The sequence below is a fragment of the Phenylobacterium sp. genome, assembly GCF_004299445.1.
Taxonomy (GTDB): Bacteria; Pseudomonadota; Alphaproteobacteria; order Caulobacterales; family Caulobacteraceae; genus Phenylobacterium.
The window spans coordinates 35,285-55,205 of the sequence record NZ_SCTC01000042.1 but is presented as its reverse complement, the minus strand read 5'-3'; the positions used below and the strand labels follow the sequence as shown (position 1 = coordinate 55,205).

The 19,921-nt window shown below is 69.0% G+C and carries 21 protein-coding genes; 9 read left to right on the top strand and 12 right to left on the bottom strand.

Annotated features, from left to right (window positions below; translation table 11 throughout):
• Window positions 1-31 precede the first annotated feature (31 nt).
• The 3 genes from acpS to pyrE all read right to left on the bottom strand — a co-directional run bounded on the left by acpS (window position 32) and on the right by pyrE (window position 1,863).
• Window positions 32-433, bottom strand: a complete 402-nt coding sequence (gene acpS, locus EPN98_RS11210; RefSeq protein WP_293362782.1) for a holo-ACP synthase — start codon at window positions 431-433, stop codon at window positions 32-34.
• Window positions 430-1,188, bottom strand: coding sequence for a pyridoxine 5'-phosphate synthase (locus tag EPN98_RS11205; RefSeq protein WP_293362781.1), 759 nt, complete (start codon window positions 1,186-1,188; stop codon window positions 430-432). The genes acpS and EPN98_RS11205 overlap by 4 nt, the downstream gene beginning before the upstream one ends.
• A 90-nt stretch (window positions 1,189-1,278) precedes the next feature.
• A complete protein-coding gene (gene pyrE / locus EPN98_RS11200; protein WP_293362780.1) occupies window positions 1,279-1,863 on the bottom strand; it encodes an orotate phosphoribosyltransferase in 585 nt (194 codons plus the stop codon).
• A 111-nt stretch (window positions 1,864-1,974) separates the two neighbouring features.
• Here pyrE and EPN98_RS11195 point away from each other — a divergent pair, with 111 nt between their 5' ends.
• Window positions 1,975-2,991: a hypothetical protein gene (locus tag EPN98_RS11195; RefSeq protein ID WP_293362779.1), complete on the top strand. Its 1,017-nt coding sequence runs from the start codon at window positions 1,975-1,977 to the stop codon at window positions 2,989-2,991.
• Here EPN98_RS11195 and EPN98_RS11190 read toward each other — a convergent pair.
• The 3 genes from EPN98_RS11190 to folK all read right to left on the bottom strand — a co-directional run bounded on the left by EPN98_RS11190 (window position 2,988) and on the right by folK (window position 6,300).
• A complete protein-coding gene (locus tag EPN98_RS11190) occupies window positions 2,988-5,156 on the bottom strand; it encodes a bifunctional (p)ppGpp synthetase/guanosine-3',5'-bis(diphosphate) 3'-pyrophosphohydrolase (RefSeq protein WP_293362778.1) in 2,169 nt (722 codons plus the stop codon). The two genes, EPN98_RS11195 and EPN98_RS11190, sit on opposite strands and share 4 nt — an antisense overlap.
• A 158-nt stretch (window positions 5,157-5,314) precedes the next feature.
• On the bottom strand, window positions 5,315-5,674 hold the full coding sequence (rpoZ, locus tag EPN98_RS11185) for a DNA-directed RNA polymerase subunit omega (protein WP_293362777.1): 360 nt from the start codon (window positions 5,672-5,674) through the stop codon (window positions 5,315-5,317).
• 143 nt (window positions 5,675-5,817) lie between these two features.
• A complete protein-coding gene (folK, locus tag EPN98_RS11180; protein ID WP_293362826.1) occupies window positions 5,818-6,300 on the bottom strand; it encodes a 2-amino-4-hydroxy-6-hydroxymethyldihydropteridine diphosphokinase in 483 nt (160 codons plus the stop codon).
• 37 nt (window positions 6,301-6,337) lie between these two features.
• Here folK and EPN98_RS11175 point away from each other — a divergent pair, with 37 nt between their 5' ends.
• The 4 genes from EPN98_RS11175 to EPN98_RS11160 all read left to right on the top strand — a co-directional run bounded on the left by EPN98_RS11175 (window position 6,338) and on the right by EPN98_RS11160 (window position 10,194).
• Window positions 6,338-6,934, top strand: coding sequence for an NYN domain-containing protein (locus EPN98_RS11175; protein WP_293362776.1), 597 nt, complete (start codon window positions 6,338-6,340; stop codon window positions 6,932-6,934).
• Window positions 6,921-7,574: a uracil-DNA glycosylase gene (locus EPN98_RS11170; RefSeq protein ID WP_293362775.1), complete on the top strand. Its 654-nt coding sequence runs from the start codon at window positions 6,921-6,923 to the stop codon at window positions 7,572-7,574. The genes EPN98_RS11175 and EPN98_RS11170 overlap by 14 nt, the downstream gene beginning before the upstream one ends.
• A gap of 144 nt (window positions 7,575-7,718) precedes the next feature.
• A complete protein-coding gene (locus EPN98_RS11165; protein WP_293362774.1) occupies window positions 7,719-8,747 on the top strand; it encodes an MBL fold metallo-hydrolase in 1,029 nt (342 codons plus the stop codon).
• Between the two features lie 55 nt (window positions 8,748-8,802).
• On the top strand, window positions 8,803-10,194 hold the full coding sequence (locus EPN98_RS11160; RefSeq protein ID WP_293362773.1) for a M20/M25/M40 family metallo-hydrolase: 1,392 nt from the start codon (window positions 8,803-8,805) through the stop codon (window positions 10,192-10,194).
• A gap of 3 nt (window positions 10,195-10,197) precedes the next feature.
• On the opposite strand, the gene EPN98_RS11155 is transcribed toward EPN98_RS11160, so the two are convergent.
• Complete coding sequence (locus EPN98_RS11155; protein WP_293362772.1) at window positions 10,198-10,584, bottom strand: rhodanese-like domain-containing protein; 387 nt, start codon at window positions 10,582-10,584, stop codon at window positions 10,198-10,200.
• A gap of 168 nt (window positions 10,585-10,752) precedes the next feature.
• Between EPN98_RS11155 and EPN98_RS11150 the strand changes: the two genes are divergently transcribed.
• Entirely contained in the window at window positions 10,753-12,513 is a 1,761-nt protein-coding gene (locus EPN98_RS11150) for an amidohydrolase family protein (protein WP_293362771.1), read from the top strand.
• A gap of 159 nt (window positions 12,514-12,672) precedes the next feature.
• On the opposite strand, the gene EPN98_RS11145 is transcribed toward EPN98_RS11150, so the two are convergent.
• The 3 genes from EPN98_RS11145 to dapA are packed head-to-tail and all read right to left on the bottom strand — an operon-like array spanning window position 12,673 to window position 14,746.
• Entirely contained in the window at window positions 12,673-13,398 is a 726-nt protein-coding gene (locus EPN98_RS11145) for a GNAT family N-acetyltransferase (RefSeq protein WP_293362770.1), read from the bottom strand.
• Window positions 13,399-13,400: 2 nt separating this feature from the next.
• Window positions 13,401-13,862 carry an SsrA-binding protein SmpB gene (gene smpB, locus EPN98_RS11140; RefSeq protein WP_293362769.1) on the bottom strand — a complete coding sequence of 154 codons (462 nt, stop codon included), beginning with the start codon at window positions 13,860-13,862 and terminating at the stop codon, window positions 13,401-13,403.
• Window positions 13,862-14,746 carry a 4-hydroxy-tetrahydrodipicolinate synthase gene (gene dapA, locus EPN98_RS11135; protein WP_293362768.1) on the bottom strand — a complete coding sequence of 295 codons (885 nt, stop codon included), beginning with the start codon at window positions 14,744-14,746 and terminating at the stop codon, window positions 13,862-13,864. Before dapA ends, smpB begins: the two co-directional genes overlap by 1 nt.
• A gap of 147 nt (window positions 14,747-14,893) precedes the next feature.
• Between dapA and EPN98_RS11130 the strand changes: the two genes are divergently transcribed.
• Window positions 14,894-16,990 (top strand): lytic transglycosylase domain-containing protein, encoded by a 2,097-nt coding sequence (locus EPN98_RS11130; RefSeq protein ID WP_293362767.1) that lies wholly within the window; start codon window positions 14,894-14,896, stop codon window positions 16,988-16,990.
• On the opposite strand, the gene EPN98_RS11125 is transcribed toward EPN98_RS11130, so the two are convergent.
• Both EPN98_RS11125 and EPN98_RS11120 read right to left on the bottom strand, forming a co-directional pair.
• Window positions 16,987-17,355: a hypothetical protein gene (locus tag EPN98_RS11125; RefSeq protein WP_293362766.1), complete on the bottom strand. Its 369-nt coding sequence runs from the start codon at window positions 17,353-17,355 to the stop codon at window positions 16,987-16,989. The genes EPN98_RS11130 and EPN98_RS11125 overlap by 4 nt on opposite strands.
• Window positions 17,356-17,472: 117 nt before the next feature.
• Entirely contained in the window at window positions 17,473-18,108 is a 636-nt protein-coding gene (locus tag EPN98_RS11120; RefSeq protein WP_293362765.1) for a TetR/AcrR family transcriptional regulator, read from the bottom strand.
• A 111-nt stretch (window positions 18,109-18,219) separates the two neighbouring features.
• Here EPN98_RS11120 and EPN98_RS11115 point away from each other — a divergent pair, with 111 nt between their 5' ends.
• Together EPN98_RS11115 and EPN98_RS11110 are read left to right on the top strand one after the other, a co-directional pair.
• Entirely contained in the window at window positions 18,220-19,131 is a 912-nt protein-coding gene (locus EPN98_RS11115; RefSeq protein WP_293362764.1) for a class I SAM-dependent methyltransferase, read from the top strand.
• Window positions 19,128-19,919, top strand: coding sequence for an RNA methyltransferase (locus EPN98_RS11110; protein ID WP_293362825.1), 792 nt, complete (start codon window positions 19,128-19,130; stop codon window positions 19,917-19,919). The genes EPN98_RS11115 and EPN98_RS11110 overlap by 4 nt, the downstream gene beginning before the upstream one ends.
• The last annotated feature ends 2 nt before the right edge of the window (window positions 19,920-19,921 follow it).

Genomic DNA, 19,921 nt, shown 5'->3' with positions numbered 1-19,921 from the left:
AGTGGAACAAAAGCTCGGATTCAGCCAAGCGTTACTGTTCCGGGATCGCCTCGATGATGACGAAAGCTTGAGCGTAAGGATGATCGTCGGTCAGGCTGAGGTGGATCACCGCCTTCATGCCGGGGGGTGTCATCTCCTGCAGGCGGGCCAGCGCGCCGCCGGTCAGCTGCATCGTGGGCTGGCCCGAACGCATGTTGACCACGCCCATGTCGCGCCAGAAGACGCCGCGCCGCATGCCGGTGCCGAGCGCCTTGGCGCAGGCCTCCTTGGCGGCGAAACGCTTGGCGTAGCTGGCGGCGGCGTCGGCCTTGCGGTCGGAGCGGGTGCGTTCCAGCTCGGTGAAGACGCGTTCCTTGAAGCGGTCGCCGAAGCGCTCGAGCGAATTCTGGATGCGCCGGATATCGGAGAGGTCGGAGCCCAGGCCCAGGATCACGCGGCCACCTGGGCTCTGGCTTCGTCCATCAGGGCGCGCATGCGCTGGATGGCGGGGCCCAGACCGATGAAGATGGCCTCGCCGATCAGGAAGTGGCCGATGTTGAGCTCCATGATCTCGGGGATCGCCGCGACGGGCTTCACCGTCTCGTAATCGATGCCGTGGCCGGCATGGACTTCCAGCCCCAGTTCGTGGGCCTTGGCGGCGGCCACCTTCAGATTGCGCAGCAGCGCCTCGGCCTGCGGCAGCCGCTCGCGCACGGCCTGGCAGTAGGCGCCCGTATGCAGCTCGACCACCTGGGCCCCGACGGCCTTGGCGGCGGCGACCTGGGCCTCGTCGGCGTCGATGAACAGCGAAACGCGGATGCCGGCGGCGGCCAGCCGCTGCACCACCGGCTTGATGGTGTTCTGGCCGCGGACCACGTCCAGGCCGCCTTCGGTGGTGACCTCCTCCCGGCGCTCGGGCACCAAGCAGGCGGCGTGGGGGCGATGGGCCAGCGCGATGGACTCCATCTCGGGGGTGACCGCGCACTCGAAATTGAGCGGCCGTCCCCGGCGGCGGCAGATGACGGCCAGGGCGTCGATGTCGCTGTCCGAGATGTGGCGACGATCCTCGCGCAGGTGGGCGGTGATGCCGTCGGCGCCGGCGGCCAATGCCATCTCGGCGGCGCGCATGGGGTCGGGATAACCCTCGCCGCGCGCATTCCGCACGGTGGCGACGTGATCGATGTTCACGCCCAATCTCAGTCGCGACACGTTGCTATCCCCTCGCGTTCGTCCGTCGAACGCCTGCCACGGCAGACATGCGGCTTCCAGGACCGCATCGCCAGCCCCGAGGCGACCAATTTATCCCCGCAGCCGCTTCGAGCCCGGCTCCTCGGCCGGGAGGGCGGCGAGTTCAGGGGGGATCTCGTCGGGTGCGTAGGACGGCACGTCGACCGTCGCCAGAGCCACCAGGGGCCAGCCCACATCGGCCTTGCCGCCCGAGCGATCGACGATGCAGGCGCAGCACAGCACCTGGCCGCCCGCCGCCTCGATGGGCTCGACCGCCTCACGGAACGACCCGCCGGTGGTGATCACATCCTCGACCACGACCACCTTGGCGCCGGGCGCGATCTTGAACGCGCGGCGTAGCCTGAACTTGCCGTCCTCACGCTCGACGTAGATCGACGGCACGCCCATGGCTCGGGCGACTTCGTAACCGGGAATGATGGCGCCCACGGCCGGCGCCACGATGACGTCGGGTTTACCAAACTGGGCCTCGATCTTCGCGGCCAACGCACGGCACAGCCGCTCGGTGCGGTCGGCGTACTGAAAGACCAGATTCTTCTGCAGGAACATCGGCGAATGCCGACCCGAGGCGAGGATGAAGTGGCCTTCGCGCAGGGCGCCGGCGCCGCGGAATTCTTCGAGGACGTCGTCTGTGTTCATGGCTCCCCATTAACCGGCCCCGGCCGATTTGTCGCGAGTTGGTAACCCACTTTCGCAACCGGCCTTTAGCCCGCAAGGCCTAGTCTGGCGGCTGCAACTGACGGGGAACCAGTGGCCTTACCGCGCGTCGACCGTGCGCCCGATCCTTTGGAGCGGAGCGCCTTTCCGGAGGACTTCCCGGAAGGCCTGAAACCGCGACTGCGCCTGTTCCTGTCGGTCGATCTGGTGGGCGCCACCCGCTACAAGCAGTCGCGCAACCTCTGGCGCCCGGAAATCCTTAGCTTCTACAGAGACTTCGACTTCATTCTTCAGAGTGAGTACCGGACCTTCGTGCAGAGCTACGGCGCTCCCCTGGATCCGCCGCAGTTCTGGAAGAGCAACGGCGACGAGCTCCTGTACGTCTGCGAGCTGACCAGCCTCAGCCACGCCCAGGCGCTGATGCACGTCTGGCTGTGGGCCCTGCACAGCTACCAGCTGAAGCGCGATCCGTCGGTCGAGCACCTGGAGGTGAAGTCCACGGCGTGGATCGGCCTGTTCCCGGTGCCGAACTCCGAGGTCTTCTTCCGGCGCGGCGGCGCCAGCTTCGACGACGACCTGGCCCGCGACGCCAGCGTGGTGCAGTCGGAACTGCGCGACGAGTGGTACGCCAACCCGACGACGCACTCGATCACCCGCGAGTTCGTCGGGCCGTCGATCGACACCGGCTTCCGCCTCACCGCCTGGGCGACGCCGAACCGGCTGATCCTGTCGGTGGACCTCGCATTCCTGTTGACCAGTTCGGACCCTGCCGGCGTGAGCCCGCTTTCACTGCGCCTCAGCGGCCAGGAGAAGCTGAAGGGCGTTATCGACGAACAGCCCTACCCCACCATATGGATCCCCGTGGGCGGCCAGGGCTGGGGCGGCGCCGATGGCGGCCCGGTGGTGACCGACCGCGCCACGATCCGCTCGTACTGCGAGGCGGTGATCGAGCAGAACTACAGCTCCATCACCCCCCTGTTCCTGGGCGAGAGCGAGGCGGCCTACGAGTGGGTGCCGCAGTACATCCTGACGCGCATCCTGAAACACTGGGAAGAAGAGATCCGCCACCGCGACGAGGTGACGAAGGTGGTGCGGCTGGACGGGCTCTAACCCTTCGTCCGCTCGACCTCTTCCACGCTCGGGTTGGCCCGAAGCGCGGCGGCGATGTGGGTCAGGTGGCGGGCGTCGTTGACGTCGACGTCGATGTCCACGTCGAAGAAGTCGCTCTGGCGATGGTGCATGCGCAGCTGCACGATGTTGCCGCCGGCCTCGCCGATGATCGTGCAGACCTGACCCAGGACGCCGGGGGCGTTGCGGATGGTGGCGGTGAGACGCGCGCGCGCGGTCGCATTGCGCTCGGCCTCGGGCGTCCACTGCATGTCGCGCCAGAGTTCCTCGCGGTCCTCGTACTCGGCGAGCTTCTCGCAGGCGATGGTGTGGACCGTCAGGCCGCGGCCGTCGCCTTCAAGGATGCCGACGATGCGATCGCCGGGCACGGGCGAGCAGCACGCGCCGAAGTGGATGGTCACCCCCGGCGTCAGGCCGCTGCCGCGGACGTAGAGGCGGGCCTGCTTGCCCTCGGTGATGTGGCGCCGCGCGGTGGCGGCCTCCCGCTCGGCGGCCTTGAGGCCTGGGAACACGGTCTCCAGCACCTGGGCGGGCGTCGCGCGGCCGCGGCCCACAGCGTCGAACAGGTCTTCCTCGGTCGCGGCGGCGAAACGCTCCAGAGCCGGCCGCAGCGAGACGTCCTTCCGCGACTTCCCCGCGGCGTCGAAGGCCTGGTCCACGGTGGCGCGGCCCAGGCGGACGAACTCCTCGCGCTCGGTCTGGCGGATGTGGCGGCGGATGGCGCTGCGGGCGCGGCCGGTGACGGTGAGACTGCGCCAGTCGGGCGGCACGACGGGCTTGCCGCCGCGGATGACCTCGACCACGTCGCCGTTCGACAGCGTGGTGCGCAGCGGCTTCAGCTCGCCGTTGATCTTGCAGCCGATGCAGGTGTCGCCGATGTCGGTGTGCAGGGCGTAGGCGAAGTCCAGCGGCATGGCCCCGCGCGGCAGGCTGACCAGCTGGCCCTTCGGCGTGAAGACGAACACCTGGTCGAGGTACATCTCGAGCTTGGCGTGCTCGACCAGCTCCTCGGCGTCGCCGCCGTGCTCCAGCACCTGGACCAGGTGGCGCAGATTGACCAGAGGATCGCGGCCGCCGGCCTCCTTCTGGGCCTCGGGATCGAAGCCGTACGACTTGTTCTTGTAGCGCCAGTGCGCGGCCACGCCCTCTTCCGCCACCAGGTCCATCGCCTCGGTGCGGATCTGCATCTCGATGCGCATGCCGCGGTAGCCGACCACCGTGGTGTGGAGGGAGCGGTAGTTGTTGCGCTTGGGCGTCGAGATGAAGTCCTTGAACCGCTCGGGCACGGACGGCCAGGCGCGATGGATGACGCCGAGCGCCCGGTAGCAGTCGTCCTCGGTGTCGACGATCACCCGGAAGGCGTAGATGTCGGAGAGCTGGGAGAAGCCGATCGATTTCCGCTGCAGCTTCCGCCAGATCGAGAAGGCGTGCTTCTCGCGGCCGAACACCCGGCTGGGGATGCCGGCGGCCTCCAGCCGGTTGGTCATTTCCTGGCTGACGGCGGCCACCGCCCCGCCCTGCTCGGTGCGCAGGACTTCCAGGCGGCGCATGATGGCGTTGCGGCCCACCGGGTTGAGGTGGGCAAAGGCCAGCTCCTCCAGCTCCTCGCAGATGCGGTGCACGCCGATCGAGCGGGCCAGCGGGCCGTAGATATCAAGCGTCTCGCGCGCGATCCGCTCGCGCTTGGCGGCCTGCTTGATGAAGTGCAGCGTCCGCATGTTGTGCAGGCGGTCGGCCAGCTTCACCAGGAGGACGCGAACGTCCTTCGAGATGGCCAGGATGAACTTCCGCAGGTTCTCGGCCTGACGCAGATGCTCCTGGGAGAGTTCGAGCTTGCTGAGCTTTGTGACGCCCTCGACCAGCTCGGCGATCTCGTCCCCGAACAGCTCGGCGATCTTCTCGCGGGTGGCGTCAGTGTCCTCGATGACGTCATGCAGCAGCGCCGTGACGATGGTCTCGGTGTCGAGGCGGTAGTCGGTGAGGATCCCCGCCACCTCGATGGGATGGGCGAAATAGGGGTCGCCCGAGGCCCGCTTCTGCGAGCCGTGCTGGCGCATGGCGTAGACGTAGGCGCGGTTCAGCAGCGCCTCGTCGGCCGAAGGGTCGTAGCTGCGGACCTTCTCGATCAGTTCGAACTGGCGGAGCATCCGCGGGCGCGAGCCGGCGCCGGGCGGCGCCTGGGGCGCAGTCTCGCGCTTGGGCGCGGGCTCCGGCTTGGGGGCCGTCGCCTCGGAATTCGGAACGTCTTCGGGGGTCGCGGCGCGGGGCGCCGCTTCAGTGGTAAGAGGGTCTGCGCCTTCGGGGCTCAGTACCGCTCCTCCTGGCCGCCGTCCCGGTCGCTCTGCAGGGCGCGAACCAGTTCCAGCTCGCTCATCTGCATGTGAGTCGGATCGGCCAGCAGGGCGAGAGTTTCCGCCTCTTCCTCGGCTTCCGAACGCTCATCGACGCGCTGCAGCGTGCCGATCAGGGTTTCCCGCAGCTCTTCGGCGTCGACGACGTCATCGGCGATTTCGCGAAGGGCCACGACCGGGTTCTTGTCGTTGTCGCGGTCGACCATGATCTGCGAACCGGCCGAGATGGCGCGGGCGCGATGGGCCGACAGCAGAACCAGCGAAAAGCGGTTCGGGACCTTTTCGATGCAGTCTTCGACGGTGACGCGAGCCATGGAGTCTCTCAGGGAGGGGAGATAGAACCCGCTAAACTAGTCGGTCGGGCGTCATTGTGCAACGCCGCAAAGGTCGCGGCCCCCGTCGCCTGGGCCCAGCGGCGTCGCCCCAATGAACCTGGCCCTCTCCTGTGGAAGGTATTCTAGGGCCTGACGGGCCGCGCATCTGCCCCGACCTGCGCCCCGACGGCGAGGTCGGCGGCTGTGCGCGCGAGAGTCGGGTGACGCCAGTCCGGCGCGATCTCGGCCAGGGGCCCCATCACGAACAGGCGCTCGTGGGCGCGCGGGTGCGGCAGCGTCAGGCCGGTTGTCTCCCGCACCTCGCGGCCGTGGGCGATAAGGTCGAGATCGAGGGTGCGGGGCGCGTTCTTCGCTGCGCGTTCGCGGCCCATCTGCGCTTCCAGCTTCAGCAATGACGCCAGCACGACCTCGGGTGGGCCGTCCGCCTCGACAAGCGCGACGCCATTGCGATACTCAGGACCATTCGGATCGGGCCAGGCGGCCGAGCGCCACCAGCCCGACCTTTTGAGGATTTTCAAACCCACCGTCGGGAAGCGCGCCAGAGCCTCCTCCAGCAACGCTTCGGACGAGCCGTGTCCGCCCGCCAGGTTGCTCCCGAGCGCAATGACGACCGCCCGGTCAGGGTTCAGGATTTTGGTTGCGATGACCTTCTACCCCACGGACCGGCTGGCGTTGTTCATAGACGGGGCCAACCTCTACTCCGCCGCCAAGAACCTCGGCTTCGACATCGACTACCGGAAGCTGCTCGAGGAGTTCAAGAAGCGCTCGGTGCTGGTGCGCGCCTACTACTACACCGCGCTGGTGGAGAACGAGGAGTACTCGCCGATCCGGCCGCTGGTCGACTGGCTGGACTACAACGGCTACCGCCTGGTGACGAAGGCGGCGCGCGAGTACGTGGACGGCGCCGGCCGCAAGCGGTTCCGCGGCGACATGGACGTCGAGATCGCCGTCGACATGCTGGAGATGGCCGAGCACGCCGATCACATGGTGCTGTTTTCTGGCGACGGCGACTTCCGCAAACTGGTCGAGGCGGTGCAGCGGCGCGGCAGCCGAGTGACCGTCGTCTCCACGGTGAAGAGCCAGCCGCCCATGGTCAGCGACGAGCTGCGCCGGCAGGCCGACAACTTCGTGGATCTGGCCGACCTGGCCGACATGATCGGGCGGCCGGCGCGACTGCCCAAGTTCATCTCCGAGAACCGGGCCGGCCACCATGTGGAACGCGACGATGCCGAGCCTTGAGGCCTCGGCCGAGGCGCCGGCCGACTGTCCGCTCTGTCCCAGGCTGGTCGCCTATCGTGAGGCCAACAAGATCAGCGTCCCGGGCGGCTTCAACGGCGCGGTGGCCTCGTTCGGCGATCCGAACGCGCGGCTGGTGGTCGTGGGCCTGGCGCCGGGGCGGATGGGGGCCAACCGGACGGGGCGCCCCTTCACCGGCGATGGCGCGGGCTGGATGCTGTACGACACCCTGCTGAAGACCGGGTTCGCGACGGGAACCTACGAGGCGCGTCCCGACGACGGGATCGAGCTGGTCGACTGCATGATCACCAACGCCGTGCGCTGCGCCCCGCCCGGCAACAAGCCCGAGACGGCGGAAGAAGCCGCCTGCCGACCGTTCCTGACCGCGCGGCTGGCGGCCCTGCCCCGGCTGAAGGTGATCGTGACCCTGGGCGACGTCTCGCGGCGCAACGTGCTGCGGGCCCTGGGGCTGAAAGCGTCGGCGGGCATCGCAGGCCACGGGACCGAGTTCCCGGCCGGGCCCTACACCGTGCTGAACAGCTACCACTGCTCGCGGCTCAACACGAACACGGGCCGGCTGACAGGCGAGATGTTCGAGGCGGTCTTCCGGCGGGCGCGGACGATCATAGACACCCCCTCCTGATCGTCATGGCCGGGCTCGTCCCGGCCACCCGGATACGAGGCGCTGAGAGCTGCGCACTGCGAACAGAGCTCCGGGGTCCCTGGACAAGCCCGGGGATGACGATCGGATGGGGAAATGATGGAGTGGCCGCCTGGGGAGGCGCACATGATCTTCGAACAGGTCGCGACCGGGGGATGCCAGTCGTATCTCGTAGGGTGCGAGGCGACGCAGGCGGCGGTGCTGATCGATCCGGAGCTCAGCCGGATCGACCACTATCGCGGGCTGCTGACGCGCCACGGGCTGACGCTCAAGTACGTGATCGACACCCACACCCACGCCGATCACTTCTCGGCCAGCAAGGCGCTGGGCAAGGCGTTCGGCGTGCCGGTGGTGATGCACCGGCTTTCCCCGGCGCCGCACGCCGACCTGCGGCTGGACGACGGCGACACGCTGATCGCGGGCGAGCTGAAGCTGAAGGCGCTGCACACGCCGGGGCACACGCGGGACTCCATGAGCCTCCTGATGGGCGACCGGGTGTTCACGGGTGATACGCTGCTGATCGGGGGCACCGGACGCAGCGACCTGCCCACCGGCGATCCGCACCAGCTGTACGAGAGCCTGTTCGACGTGCTGCTGCGGCTGCCGGCCGAGACGCTGGTGTTCCCGGCGCACGACTACAAGGGCCGCAGCCACTCCACGATCGGCGCCGAGAAGGCCGACAATCCGCGGCTGCAGAAGACCGACCGGGCCGACTTCGTCGCGATGATGGAGGCGCTGGACCTGCAGGCGCCGACCCACCTGACCGAGGCGCTGCGCACCAACATGAGCGGCGGCAAGACGGTGGCCCAGCTGCTCAGCGAGGCGGCGGCCAGGACGCCCTTCATGGCGCTGGAGGAGCTGAAGGACCGCATCGGCGGCAACTCCCGCGACCTGATCGTACTGGACATCCGCGAGAAGGACGCCTTCGACGGGGGCCGCGTGCCGGGGGCCAAGCATCTGCCGCGCGGCCAACTGGAGCTGCGGGTGAACACCGAGCTGCCCGACCCCACCGCGCGGATCGTCACCTGCTGCGAGTTCGGCAAGATCTCGACCCTGGCGGCCGCCACGCTGCGCGAGCTGGGCTACACCCGCGCCGTCGCCCTGGACGGCGGCATGAAGGCCTGGCGCGAGGCGGGATACCCACTGGAGAATTGACGCGGCGCCCCTGGCGGATAACGGTCGCGGCCTTCGCCAGAAACGGATTCCCAGTTTGCGCACCTCGACGCTCGCGTTCGGCCTCGCCGCCGCCCTCTTCGCCACTTCCGCACTCGCTGCGCCGCCGAAAGTCGATCCGGGCCTGCGCGAGCAGGCGCTGGACATCCTGACGACCGGGATCGGCTATCGCACTGTGACGGGCAGCGACCAGTTCGTGCCCTACGCCGAGTACCTGAAGGGCAAGCTGGTGGCGGGCGGCTACAAGCCCGAAGAGGTCACTGTCGAGCCGTTCGGCGGCGCGGCCATGCTGATCGCCCGCTATCCGGGGACCGATCCGAAGAAGCCGCCGATCGTGATCTCGGGCCACATGGATGTCGTGGAGGCCAAGCCCGAGGACTGGACGCGCGATCCCTTCAAGGCTGTGGTCGAGAACGGCTACGTCTACGGGCGCGGCGCCTCGGACAACAAGTTCGACGTCTCGACCATGGTGGCGCTGCTGGCCAAGCTGCGCCGCGACGGCTGGAAGCCGGGCCGGGACGTGGTGCTGGCGCTGTCGGGCGACGAGGAGACCAAGATGGTCACCACCGCCGAGCTGGCGCGGCGGCTGAAGGGCGCCGAGATGGTGCTGAACATCGACGGCGGCGGCGGCGGGCTGAAGGACGGCAAGCCGATCTCGTACGGGATCCAGGGGGCCGAGAAGACCTATGCGGACTTCACGATCGAAGTGACCGACCCTGGCGGCCACTCCAGCCGCCCGACGCCGACCAATCCGATCTACCGGCTCTCGCGGGCGCTCGACCGGCTGGCGGCCTACGAGTTTCCGGTGATGTGGAACGAGATCACCCTGGCCTCGGCCGCCGCACGCGCCGAGAACACCCCGGGCGAGCTGGGGCAGGCCCTGAAGCGCTTCGCGGCGAACCCGAAGGACGCCGAGGCGGTGAAGGTTATGGCCGCCGACCTCAGCACCAATCCCAGCCTGCGAACCACCTGCGTGGCCACGATGATCAACGGCGGCCACGCCACCAACGCCCTGCCCCAGCGGGTCACGGCCAATGTGAACTGCCGGATCTTCCCGGGCACGCCGTCCGAAAGCATCCGTCAGGAGATCGCCCGCGTGCTGGCCGAGCCGACCGCCACGGTGACGCGGGTCGCCGACGACGGATCGGTGGACAGCCCGGCTTCGCCCCTGCGGCCTGACGTCCTGGCGGCGGTGAAGAAGGCGGTGCATGCGCGCTATCCCGGCATTCCGGTCGTGCCGTCGCAGGCCTCGGGCGCCACCGACAGCATGCACTTCCGCGCGGTCGGCATCCCCAGCTACGGCGTCTCGGGCATGTTCGGCGAGGCGGGTGAGTCCTTCGCGCACGGCCTGAACGAGAAGGCCCCGCTGGCGACGCTGGACGGCAACCTCTTCCACTACGAGTCGATCCTGAAGGACCTCGCGAGGTAGCCGCTACGGCTGGTGGGGCTCGGTGTCGAGCCCCGCCTCGGTGGCGTCCTTGAAGCCGCCGAGGTTGTGGACGCGCTCGTAGCCCATCTCTTGCAGGGTCTTGCAGGCCAACGCCGAACGACCCCCTGAAGCGCAGTAGAGGACCAAGGCCCGGTCCCTACGAATGTCGGGATCATGGTAGGGCGTGGCCGGATCGGCGCGGAACTCGAGCATGCCGCGCGATATGTTCTTTGCGCCCTTGATCTTGCCGGTAGCCGCCACCTCGTGGGGATCGCGAACATCCAGCAGCAGGGCGTCCTCCTGCGCCATCAGGGCGAGCATCTCCTGCGGCGTGATCCGCGGCACCGCTTCGTTCGCCGCGGCCATCATGTCCTTGACGGTCTTGCCCATGCAGTACTCCCTGATCTCAGCCTGTCGAGTATGGCGGTTCGAGGAACCGGGCGGAAGATCGGACGACCCGAACCGGCTCCGCGGCACAGCCCCTGAAAGCCCTTCACTTCCGCCACGGCACGATGGGATTCTCCGGGCTCACAGAACATGTGATCCGGGAGGATACCGATGCACGACCTGATCATCCGTGGCGGAACGATCGTGGACGGAACCGGCGGCGAGCGCTTCGTGGGCGACGTCGCGATCGACGGCGACCGGATCGTGGCCGTGGGCAAGGTCGAGGGCGCGGCGAAGCGCGAGATCGACGCCTCGGGCCTGATCGTCACCCCCGGCTGGGTCGACATCCACACCCACTACGACGGCCAGGCCACCTGGGACCCGGTGATGGCGCCCTCGTCCTGGCACGGGGTGACCACGGCGATCATGGGCAACTGCGGCGTCGGTTTCGCGCCTGTGCGGCCCGGCGCCGAGAACTTCCTGATCGAGCTGATGGAAGGCGTGGAGGACATCCCGGGCTCGGCCCTGGCCGAGGGGATCGACTGGAAGTGGGAAAGCTTCCCCGAGTACCTCGACGCGCTGGAGGCCAAGCCGCGGGCGATCGACGTGGGCACGCACGTGCCGCACGCGTCGGTCCGGGCCTATGTGCTGGGCGACCGCTGCAACACCGACTACGAGCCCAACGCCGAGGAAATCGCCGAGATGGCGGCCATCGTGCGCGAAGGCGTCGAGGCCGGCGCCCTGGGCTTCTCGACCAGCCGCACGCTGCTGCACAAGGACCTCAAGGGCGTGCACATGCCGGGCACCTTCGCGGGCTCGGACGAGATGCTGGCCCTGGGCATGTCCATGAAGGGTCTGCGCCACGGCGTGTTCGAGATGGTCTCGGACCACCTGGGAGACGATGACGAGTGGATGTGGGTCAAGGGCTTCGCCCAGGAGACCCGCCTGCCCGTCACCCTCGTGGCCACCTCGGCCGGCGCCTACGAAGGCGACAAAATGTACAACATCGCCGAGGAGAGCCGCCGCCACGGGATGGACATCCGCCCGCAGATCGCCGGGCGCCCAACGGGCATCCTGCATGGCCTGACGTCCAGCTTCCATGTGTTCATGGCCTCGCCGACCTGGAAGGCCAAGCTGGCCGACGCGTCGCTCGAAGAGCGCCTGGCGCTGATGAAGACGCCGGAGATCCGCGCGGCCCTGCTGTCGGAAGACAGCCCGCTGATCCGCGCGGCCATCGGCGAAGGCCAGGCGGGCGACCTGGCGGTGGCGTTCGGCGGCAGCCTGCTGTGGCGCATCTTCCCGCTGGGCGAGCGGCCGAACTACGAGCCCGACCGCGAGGGCAGCGTGGCGGGTCTGGCCGAGGCGGCCGGCGTGCCGCCGCTGTCGATGATGTACGACCTGCTGCTGCGGGACGAGGGTCGCGAGCTGTTCTACCAGCCGCTGGGCGGGTACGTGACGTACAACTTCGACTTCTTCCGCAAGAACATGCAGCACCCGAACGTGCTGTTCGGCCTGTCGGACGGCGGCGCGCACTGCGGCGTGATCGCCGACGCGGGGATGCCGACGTTCATCCTGAGCTACTGGGCGCGCGATCGGGTGAAGGGCGACCGCTTCCCGCTGGAGTTCCTGGTGCGCAAGCTGACCAGCGACACGGCCAAGGCCTACGGCCTGAACGACCGTGGCCAGCTGAAGCCGGGCCTGCTGGCCGACCTGAACATCATCGACTTCGAGAAGCTGAACCTCGACCGGCCCGTGGCCATCCACGACCTGCCGGCCGGCGGACGCAGGCTGGTGCAGAAGGCCGAGGGCTATCGCTACACCGTGAAGTCAGGCCAGGTGACCTTCGAGGACGGCCAGCACACGGGCGCCCTGCCCGGCGGCCTGGTCCGCGGCGGCCGCGAGGCGGTGATCCTGCCCCTCGCCGCCGAGTAGGGGGCGGCGGAGTCGCGGCTCCCCTCCCCGCTGGGGGGGGGTGGCGAGCGAAGCGAGACGGGTGGGGAACCCACGATCCTCCCCACCCTCAGAGTTCCGGCCCACACTTCCCCACCCTGGCCGCTTGCGCGGCCTGTCCCTCCCCGGAGGGGAGGGAAACTAGCGCCAGTACCGATACCGCCAGGCCTCGCTGAAGCCGGCGCGGCGGTAGAGGTTCTGGGCGGGGTTGCTCTCCTCCACCTGCAGGTAGACGCGGTCGACCTGGCGTGCCAGGGCGGCGGCGCCGAAGAGGGCCAGCAGGCGGCTGGCGAAGCCTGCGCCGCGGCGGTCGATGGACGTGCGCATCCCGTGGATGCCGGCCCAGCCGTAGCCGAACGTCACCACGCCCACCGCCACCGTGCGGCCGCCCTCGCGGACGGCGCCGTAGAGCGCGTCGGGCGACTCGGTCAGGCGCTTCACCCGATGGGCGCCGTCGACGGGATCGAAGCCTTCGCCCAGGAACACCTGCCCCCAGGCCGCGTCCGGATGGTCCAGCAGGTCGGCGAACGGCGCGGCGAGCTCGGCCACGCTGAGGGCCGGCGCCGTCATCACGACCGTGGTCTGTGCGCTGTGGTAGCCGCGGCGCAGGATCTCGGCGGTCAGCGGCTTCAGGCCCTGCGCCTCGGCGATCCGGAAGGAGGGCCGCAGGTTGCGCTCGCTGTAGGCCGCCTCCACCGCCGACAGGGCCGAGGCGCCGAGGTCATGGCGTAGCGGCGCGGCGCTCTTCGCGCGGGCGATCGAGCCGTGGTCCAGCGCCACGAGCCAGCCGTCGATCTCCAGGACTTCAGGCGGGGCCACCGACGCGACGGTGGCGCGCTCCAGGCTCTCGATGTCGGCCGGATCCAAACTCAGCCCTTCTCCCGCATGAGCCGGGCCTTGTCGCGCTGCCAGTCGCGCTCGGCGACGGTCTCGCGCTTGTCACGGGTGTTCTTGCCCTTGGCGAGCGCGATCTCGAGCTTCGCCAGGCCCTTGTCCGACCAGTAGAGCTTGGTCGGGATCAGCGTGCGTCCTTCCCGCTGCACCGCGCCGATCAGCTTCTCGATCTCGCGGCGCTTCAGCAGCAGCTTCCGGTGACGGCGCGGCTCGTGGTTGAAGTGCGGGCCGGCCTGGGCGTAGGGCGGGATGTCGGCGTTGACGAGGACGATCTCGTTGTTCTCCACCGCCGCATAGCTCTCGGCGATGTTGGCCTTGCCGTTGCGCAGGCTCTTCACCTCGGATCCGGTCAGCGCGATGCCGCACTCGAAACTCTGCTCGAGGAAGTAGTCGAACTTGGCCCGCCGGTTCTCGGCGATCAGCTTGCCGGCGGCCATCAGACCAGCCCTGCTTCCCGCATCCCGACCAGCACCTCTTCACGGGCGGCCTCCGAACACGGGGTGATCGGCAGGCGGCATTCGTCGGTGCAAAGGCCGAGCTGGGCCAGTGCGAACTTGGTCGGCGCCGGCGAGGCGTCGGCGAACAGCGCCTTGTGCAGCCGGATCAGGCGGTCCTGGCCGTAGAGGGCGTCCTGGTAACGGCCGGCCATGGCGTCGTTGTAGAATTGCGAGACCAGTTCAGGCGCGACGTTGCAGGTGACCGAGATGCAGCCGTGGCCGCCGTGGGCCATGTAGCCCAGACCGCCGTCGTCGTTGCCCGAGAGCATCACCCAGTCCTCGCCGCATTCCAGGCGCTGGAGGCTGGCGCGCGGCAGGTCGCCGGTGGCGTCCTTGATGCCTACGATGTTCGGCAGCTTCGAGAGGCGCGCCAGGGTGGCGTTGGAGATGTCGACGCTGGTGCGGGCCGGCACGTTGTAGACCAGCACCGGCAGCTGCACCGCCGCGTTGATTGCGGCGTAGTGGGCGTAGAGCCCCTCCTGGCTGGGCCGATTGTAGTACGGCGTCACCACCAGCGCCGCGTCGGCGCCCACCGCCTTGGCGTGCTGCACCAATTCGATGGCCTCGGCCGTAGAATTGGAGCCGGCGCCGGCGATCACGGGCACCCGCCCCTTCGCCGTCGCCACGCAAAGCTCCACCACGCGGCGGTGCTCCTCATGGCTGAGGGTCGCGGTCTCGCCGGTGGTGCCAACAGGGACGAGCCCGTGGACGCCGCCCGCGATCTGGCGCTCGACGAGGGCCACAAAGGCGTCTTCGTCGACGGCTCCGTTGCGGAACGGAGTCACCAGCGCCGGGAGGACGCCGCGGAAGAGGGGTTCGGACATGTTGTGGGTTTCGAAGCAAAAGGCCGTGAAAATGTCGCCTAGTGAGGCGACGTTCAGATTTGGCCGGACAATATGTGAGCGTGGGCTACGCCCGCAATGTCGATTCGGTGCATCTGCTCAGAGGTCCCCATGTCAGGGGGAACAAGGTTGAACCCGAAGATCCGTAACGCCCTCCTCGCCGGCTGCGCCATTCTGGTGGCGACGACCGTCGCGCGCGCCCAGCCGGCGGACCCGATCGGCGACCTACTGAGCGGCGCCCGCCTCCCCGATTCGCCGCAACCCTATGTGCGGGCCAGCCAGACCGTGGCCCAGCCCCTCAGCAGCTCGGACCAGGCGCTCTTGAGCCAGGGTTTCGCGGCCGCCAAACGGGGGGACATCGGCGGCGCGAAGTCAGCGATTTCAAGTCTTTCCGACCCCGTGGCGCGCAAGCTGGTCACCTGGGCCATGGTCGACGTGAGCGCCGAACGGCTCAGCTTCTGGGATGTCGACGCCGCCCGCCGCGACCTGGCCGGCTTCCCTCGCGGGGCGCGCCGGCAGATGGCCGCCGAGCGCCTGCTGGAGACCTCGGGCAAGTCGCCCGCCGAGATCGTCGCCTGGTTCGGGCCTGAGGGCCCGCAGAGCGCCCAGGGCGCCATGGCGCTGGCCTCGGCCTATCGCAGCCTGGGCCGCCAGGCCGAGGCCACCCAGCTGATTCGCACCTGGTGGACGACCAGGAGTTTCGAGAGCGACGTCCAGCGCACCATGCTGGCGCGGTTCGCCGACGCTCTGACCGCCGACGACCACATCCGCCGCGCCGACGTGCTGCTCTATGGCGCGCAGGGGCCTGCGTCTCGCGACATGATCACCCTGCTGCCCGCCAGCGAGCAGGCCGCAGCCCTGGTCCGCATCTCGCTGCGCGGCGATTCCGAAGCGGGGTACGCGTCCCTGACGCCGGCCGAGCAGGCGAGCCCTGGCGTGGCCTTCGAGCGCGGCGGCTACCTGCGCCGCAAGGGCCGCAACGCGGAGGCCATCGCCGAGTTCGCCAAGGCCTCGGCGCCGGCGCTGACGGCCGAGCACGCCGATCGCGCCTGGAGCGAGCGCTATCGCCTGACGCTCGCCGCCATCAAGGACGGCGACTGGCGCGCGGCCTACCAGGCGTCCGCCAATACCGGCCTGAACCAGGGTTCGGACGCTACCGAGGCCGAGTTCTACGCCGGCTGGATCGCGCTGAGCCGCCTGGGCGATCCGGTGGCCGCGGGCCGCCACTTCGCCGCCATCGACCGCATGGGCTCATCCCCCATCACCAAGGCCCGCGCGCTGTACTGGCAGGGCCGCGCTGCCGAGGCTCGACGCGAAACCACGGCCGCCGAGAACTTCTATTCCCGCGCCGCCGAACACGGGACGACCTTCTACGGCCAGTTGGCCGCCGAGAAGCTGGGCCTGCCGTTGGTGCTGCCCAAGGACCCCGTTCCCACCGAAGCCGAGCGCGCGAGCTTCGAGAGCCGCGACGCGGTGCAGGCCATGCGGATGCTGGCCGACCAGGGTCAGAAGGATCTGTTCCGGGTATTCGCGCTGCACCTGGACGACGTGCTGCCCGAGCGGTTCGAGCAGGCGCTGCTGATCGACGCCATCCGCGGTTACGGCGACCAGGACACGTCGATGAAGGCGGCGCGCGGCGCGGCCCAGAGAGGGTTCATCCTCACCGACCGCGCCTATCCCTACCGCACCCCGCCCAGCGTGGCGGGCGCGCCCGAGCCGGCGCTGGTGCTGGGCATCACGCGCCAGGAAAGCGGATTCGACCCCGCAGTCCGATCGGGGGCCGATGCGCGGGGCATGATGCAGCTGCTGCCCTCGACGGCGGCGATCGTGGCCCGGCGGATGGGCGTTGGCTACTCTGCCTCGCGGCTCTACGAGGCCGAGTACAACATGCAGCTGGGCTCGAGTTTCCTGGGCCAGCTGGTGAACCAATTCTCCGGTTCGTACGTGATGGCCGCCGCCGGGTACAACGCCGGCCCCGGTCGTCCGGCGGCCTGGGTGAACATGTGCGGGGATCCGCGCGCGGGCTCGGTGGATCCGCTGGATTTCATCGAATGCATCCCGTTTTCCGAGACCCGGAACTATGTGATGCGCGTCCTGGAAAACATGACCGTCTATCGCGCCAAGCTGAATGGGGGCTCGGCGCCCATCACCCTCTCGCAGGATCTCAAGCGCGGCGGCTACGGGTACCCCACCAGCGCCCAGGCGGTGGCCAGCAACTCGAACTAGGCCGGCCTTGTCCGCAGCCAGGCGGTGAAGAACAGGCCGCAGAGCGCCAGGTCGATCGTGGCGAAAACCGTCACGACGCCGGGCGTACGACCCGCAAGGTAGAGCGGCCAGACGGCCCCCGCGAACGCCAGCTTCTCGAGACAGCAGAGGGGCATCAGCGGCCGGTAACGCTCAGGATCACGGCTGATCGCGAGGAAGATCAGTTGGAAGACCAGGGTCACGCCCACGAAGCCATAGTGGCTTTCAGGATGGGTGAGCGCGGGCTGCCCGGCCTGGGCGTAGGCGAACTCCGCCAGATACATCGGCGGCATGACGATCAGGCCATAGACCCCGGCCAGCAGGAACACCCACTTCGCGAACCGCAACGCGCCCTCCCCCGGCCGACGAAGGCATTCTGGCCGCGGCCCTTGCCGGCGGCCCTCAGCAAAATTCTGCGAACGGCCATGCGTCGGCGTATGGCCCGGGACGCACGGGCCTCGCGATCAGTCGATAACGAGACCGTTCAGGAGGCCGTCGAGCGTCACCTGGAGCAGCTCTTCACGGTCGGCCCACTCGAAGTTGGGCCGGTTGATCAGCAGGGCCACGACGCCGTGGCACGACATCCAGAGCGCCTGGGCGGCGCTGTCGCCGGTGCCGGTGCGAAGGCGGCCACTGGCGGCGATCTCACGGACCACACCCGAGAAGGCCTCGTAGCACTGCTTGCTGAGGTCGGTGGTGCGCTCGGGCGACAGATCGGCCGTCCTATCGTTCTGGGCGCAATAGACCAGCTGGTAGGCGTTGGGATGCTCGAGGCCCCAGTGCATGTAGGCGTCCAGCATCATGCGGGTGCGGACGACCGGATCCAGCGGCCGGGCCGCGATCTCGGTATTGCGGTCGAGCAGCTGGCTGAGCACGCCCTCGACGATCTCATGCAGGATGCAGGCCTTGTCGGCGAAGTGCATGTAGAGCGCCGTCGACGACACCCCCACTTCATCCGCGATCTTACGGATCGTGGCGCCCTCATAGCCCTCGGCCACGAAGATGCGCTCGGCAGCCTCCAGGATCTCCGCACGGCGAAGATGCCCGTCTCCCTTGGCCTTGCGCGCGGTTTTCCGCGTCGCACCGGCGACTGCAACCACTGGATTCTCCCCACATCCTATAGCGGCCTTACCCGACCCCAATTCCGTAACTGTGACAAGTCCTTGTCAGCGGGCTGGACGCTGCGGCGTGTCACCGCGTATGGGGCGGCCATGAGCCCGCCCAAGATCGCGCCGGAATCCGCAGTGATGCGCACCGTCGGCTGGCGCGACTATGCGCTGCTGGACTCCGGGAACGGTCGCAAGCTGGAGCGGTATGGGCCCTACACAGTGGTTCGGCCCGAGCCGCAGTGCCTCTGGACGCCACGGCTGCCCGCGTCGGCCTGGGACGGCGCCGACGCGGTCTTCGACCCCACCGACGAGGAGGACGCCGGCCGCTGGCGCTTCAAGGGCCCGCATAAGGAGACCTGGCCGCTGGGCTGGGGCGACGTGCGCTTCCATGGACGGTTCACGGCGTTCCGACACCTGGCCTTCTTCCCCGAGCAGGCGGCCAACTGGGGGTTCCTCGGTGAGGCGGTGCGCACCGCCCGCGCGGCGGGTGGGGCCGAACCGCCGCGCGTGCTGAACCTGTTCGGCTACACCGGGGTCGCCAGCCTGGTCATGGCGGCGGCGGGCGCGGCGGTGACCCACGTCGACGCCTCGAAGAAGGCGGTGGCCTGGGCCCGCGAGAACGCCGAACTGTCGGGGCTCGCTGACCGCCCGATCCGCTGGATCGTCGAGGACGCCAAGAAGTATGTGGCCCGCGAGGCGCGCCGGGGCTCGAAGTACGACGGCATCATCCTGGACCCGCCGAAGTACGGCCGCGGCCCGGACGGCCAGGTGTGGCGGCTGTTCGAGGATCTGCCTGAGCTTGCGGCCCTATGCTGCGAACTTCTTTCGGAAAACGCCAAGTTTCTGGTGCTCAACGCCTATGCCGAGCGGATCTCGGGCGCGGCGCTGGCGGGGTTGCTGGCCGAGAAGCTGAGCGACCGCGGCGGCCACATCGGATGGGGCGAACTGGCGCTGATGGAAGAGCGGGGCGACCGGGCCATCGGCATGAGCTTCTACGCGCGATGGACGCCGTGACGAGCCGTGTCATCACCTCCCTGAGCAACGACACCGTGAAGCGCGTGCGCGCCTTGCACATGCGCAAGGAACGCGACGAGACCGGCCTGTTCGTGGCCGAGGGGCTGAAGAACGTCATCGAGGGGATCGACACCGGCCACGCGCCGAAGATCCTGATGCACGGGCCGGACGCGGTCAGCCATCCCATGATGCAGAAGGCCGTGCAGGCCACGCTGGCGGCGCGCGGCGAGGTGATCGAAGTCACGCACGACATCCTGGCCAAGGTCTCGCGGCGGGAAAACCCGCAGGCGGTGGTGGGCGTGTTCCCCCAGGCGTTCGTGGCGCTGGACGAGGTCCAGCCGGGCCCGGCCCAATGCGTGGTGGCGCTGCACCGGGTGCGCGACCCGGGCAACCTGGGGACGATCGTCCGGACGGCCGACAGCGCCGGGTGCGGCGCGGTGATCCTGGTGGGCGAGTGCTGCGATCCCTACTCGGTGGAGGCCGTGCGGGCGACCATGGGCTCGATTTTCGCCGTGCCGCTGGCGAGGGCCACCGAGGACGAATTCGCCGCCTGGCGGGCCGGCTGGACCGGCTCGGTCGTGGGCACCCTGCTCTCGGCCACGGTGACCCACAGCGACGCCAGCTACGCGAAGCCGGCGATCGTGCTGATGGGCAACGAGCAGCAGGGCCTGACGCCGGATATGGCGGCGCTCTGCGACGTGAACGTGAAGATCCCCATGCGCGGCCGGGCCGACAGCCTGAACCTCTCGGTGGCGACCGGGATCATGATCTACGCAGCGACGGCGTAAGG

Coding starts and splice junctions, on each gene's coding strand:
- pyrE (WP_293362780.1), bottom strand. CDS start 1,863: ATGAACACAGACGACGTCCTCGAAGAATTCCGCGGCGCCGGCGCCCTG.
- EPN98_RS11190 (WP_293362778.1), bottom strand. CDS start 5,156: ATGCTCCGCCAGTTCGAACTGATCGAGAAGGTCCGCAGCTACGACCCT.
- rpoZ (WP_293362777.1), bottom strand. CDS start 5,674: ATGGCTCGCGTCACCGTCGAAGACTGCATCGAAAAGGTCCCGAACCGC.
- EPN98_RS11175 (WP_293362776.1), top strand. CDS start 6,338: ATGACCTTCTACCCCACGGACCGGCTGGCGTTGTTCATAGACGGGGCC.
- EPN98_RS11170 (WP_293362775.1), top strand. CDS start 6,921: ATGCCGAGCCTTGAGGCCTCGGCCGAGGCGCCGGCCGACTGTCCGCTC.
- EPN98_RS11165 (WP_293362774.1), top strand. CDS start 7,719: ATGATCTTCGAACAGGTCGCGACCGGGGGATGCCAGTCGTATCTCGTA.
- EPN98_RS11155 (WP_293362772.1), bottom strand. CDS start 10,584: ATGGGCAAGACCGTCAAGGACATGATGGCCGCGGCGAACGAAGCGGTG.
- EPN98_RS11150 (WP_293362771.1), top strand. CDS start 10,753: ATGCACGACCTGATCATCCGTGGCGGAACGATCGTGGACGGAACCGGC.
- smpB (WP_293362769.1), bottom strand. CDS start 13,862: ATGGCCGCCGGCAAGCTGATCGCCGAGAACCGGCGGGCCAAGTTCGAC.
- dapA (WP_293362768.1), bottom strand. CDS start 14,746: ATGTCCGAACCCCTCTTCCGCGGCGTCCTCCCGGCGCTGGTGACTCCG.
- EPN98_RS11115 (WP_293362764.1), top strand. CDS start 18,220: ATGAGCCCGCCCAAGATCGCGCCGGAATCCGCAGTGATGCGCACCGTC.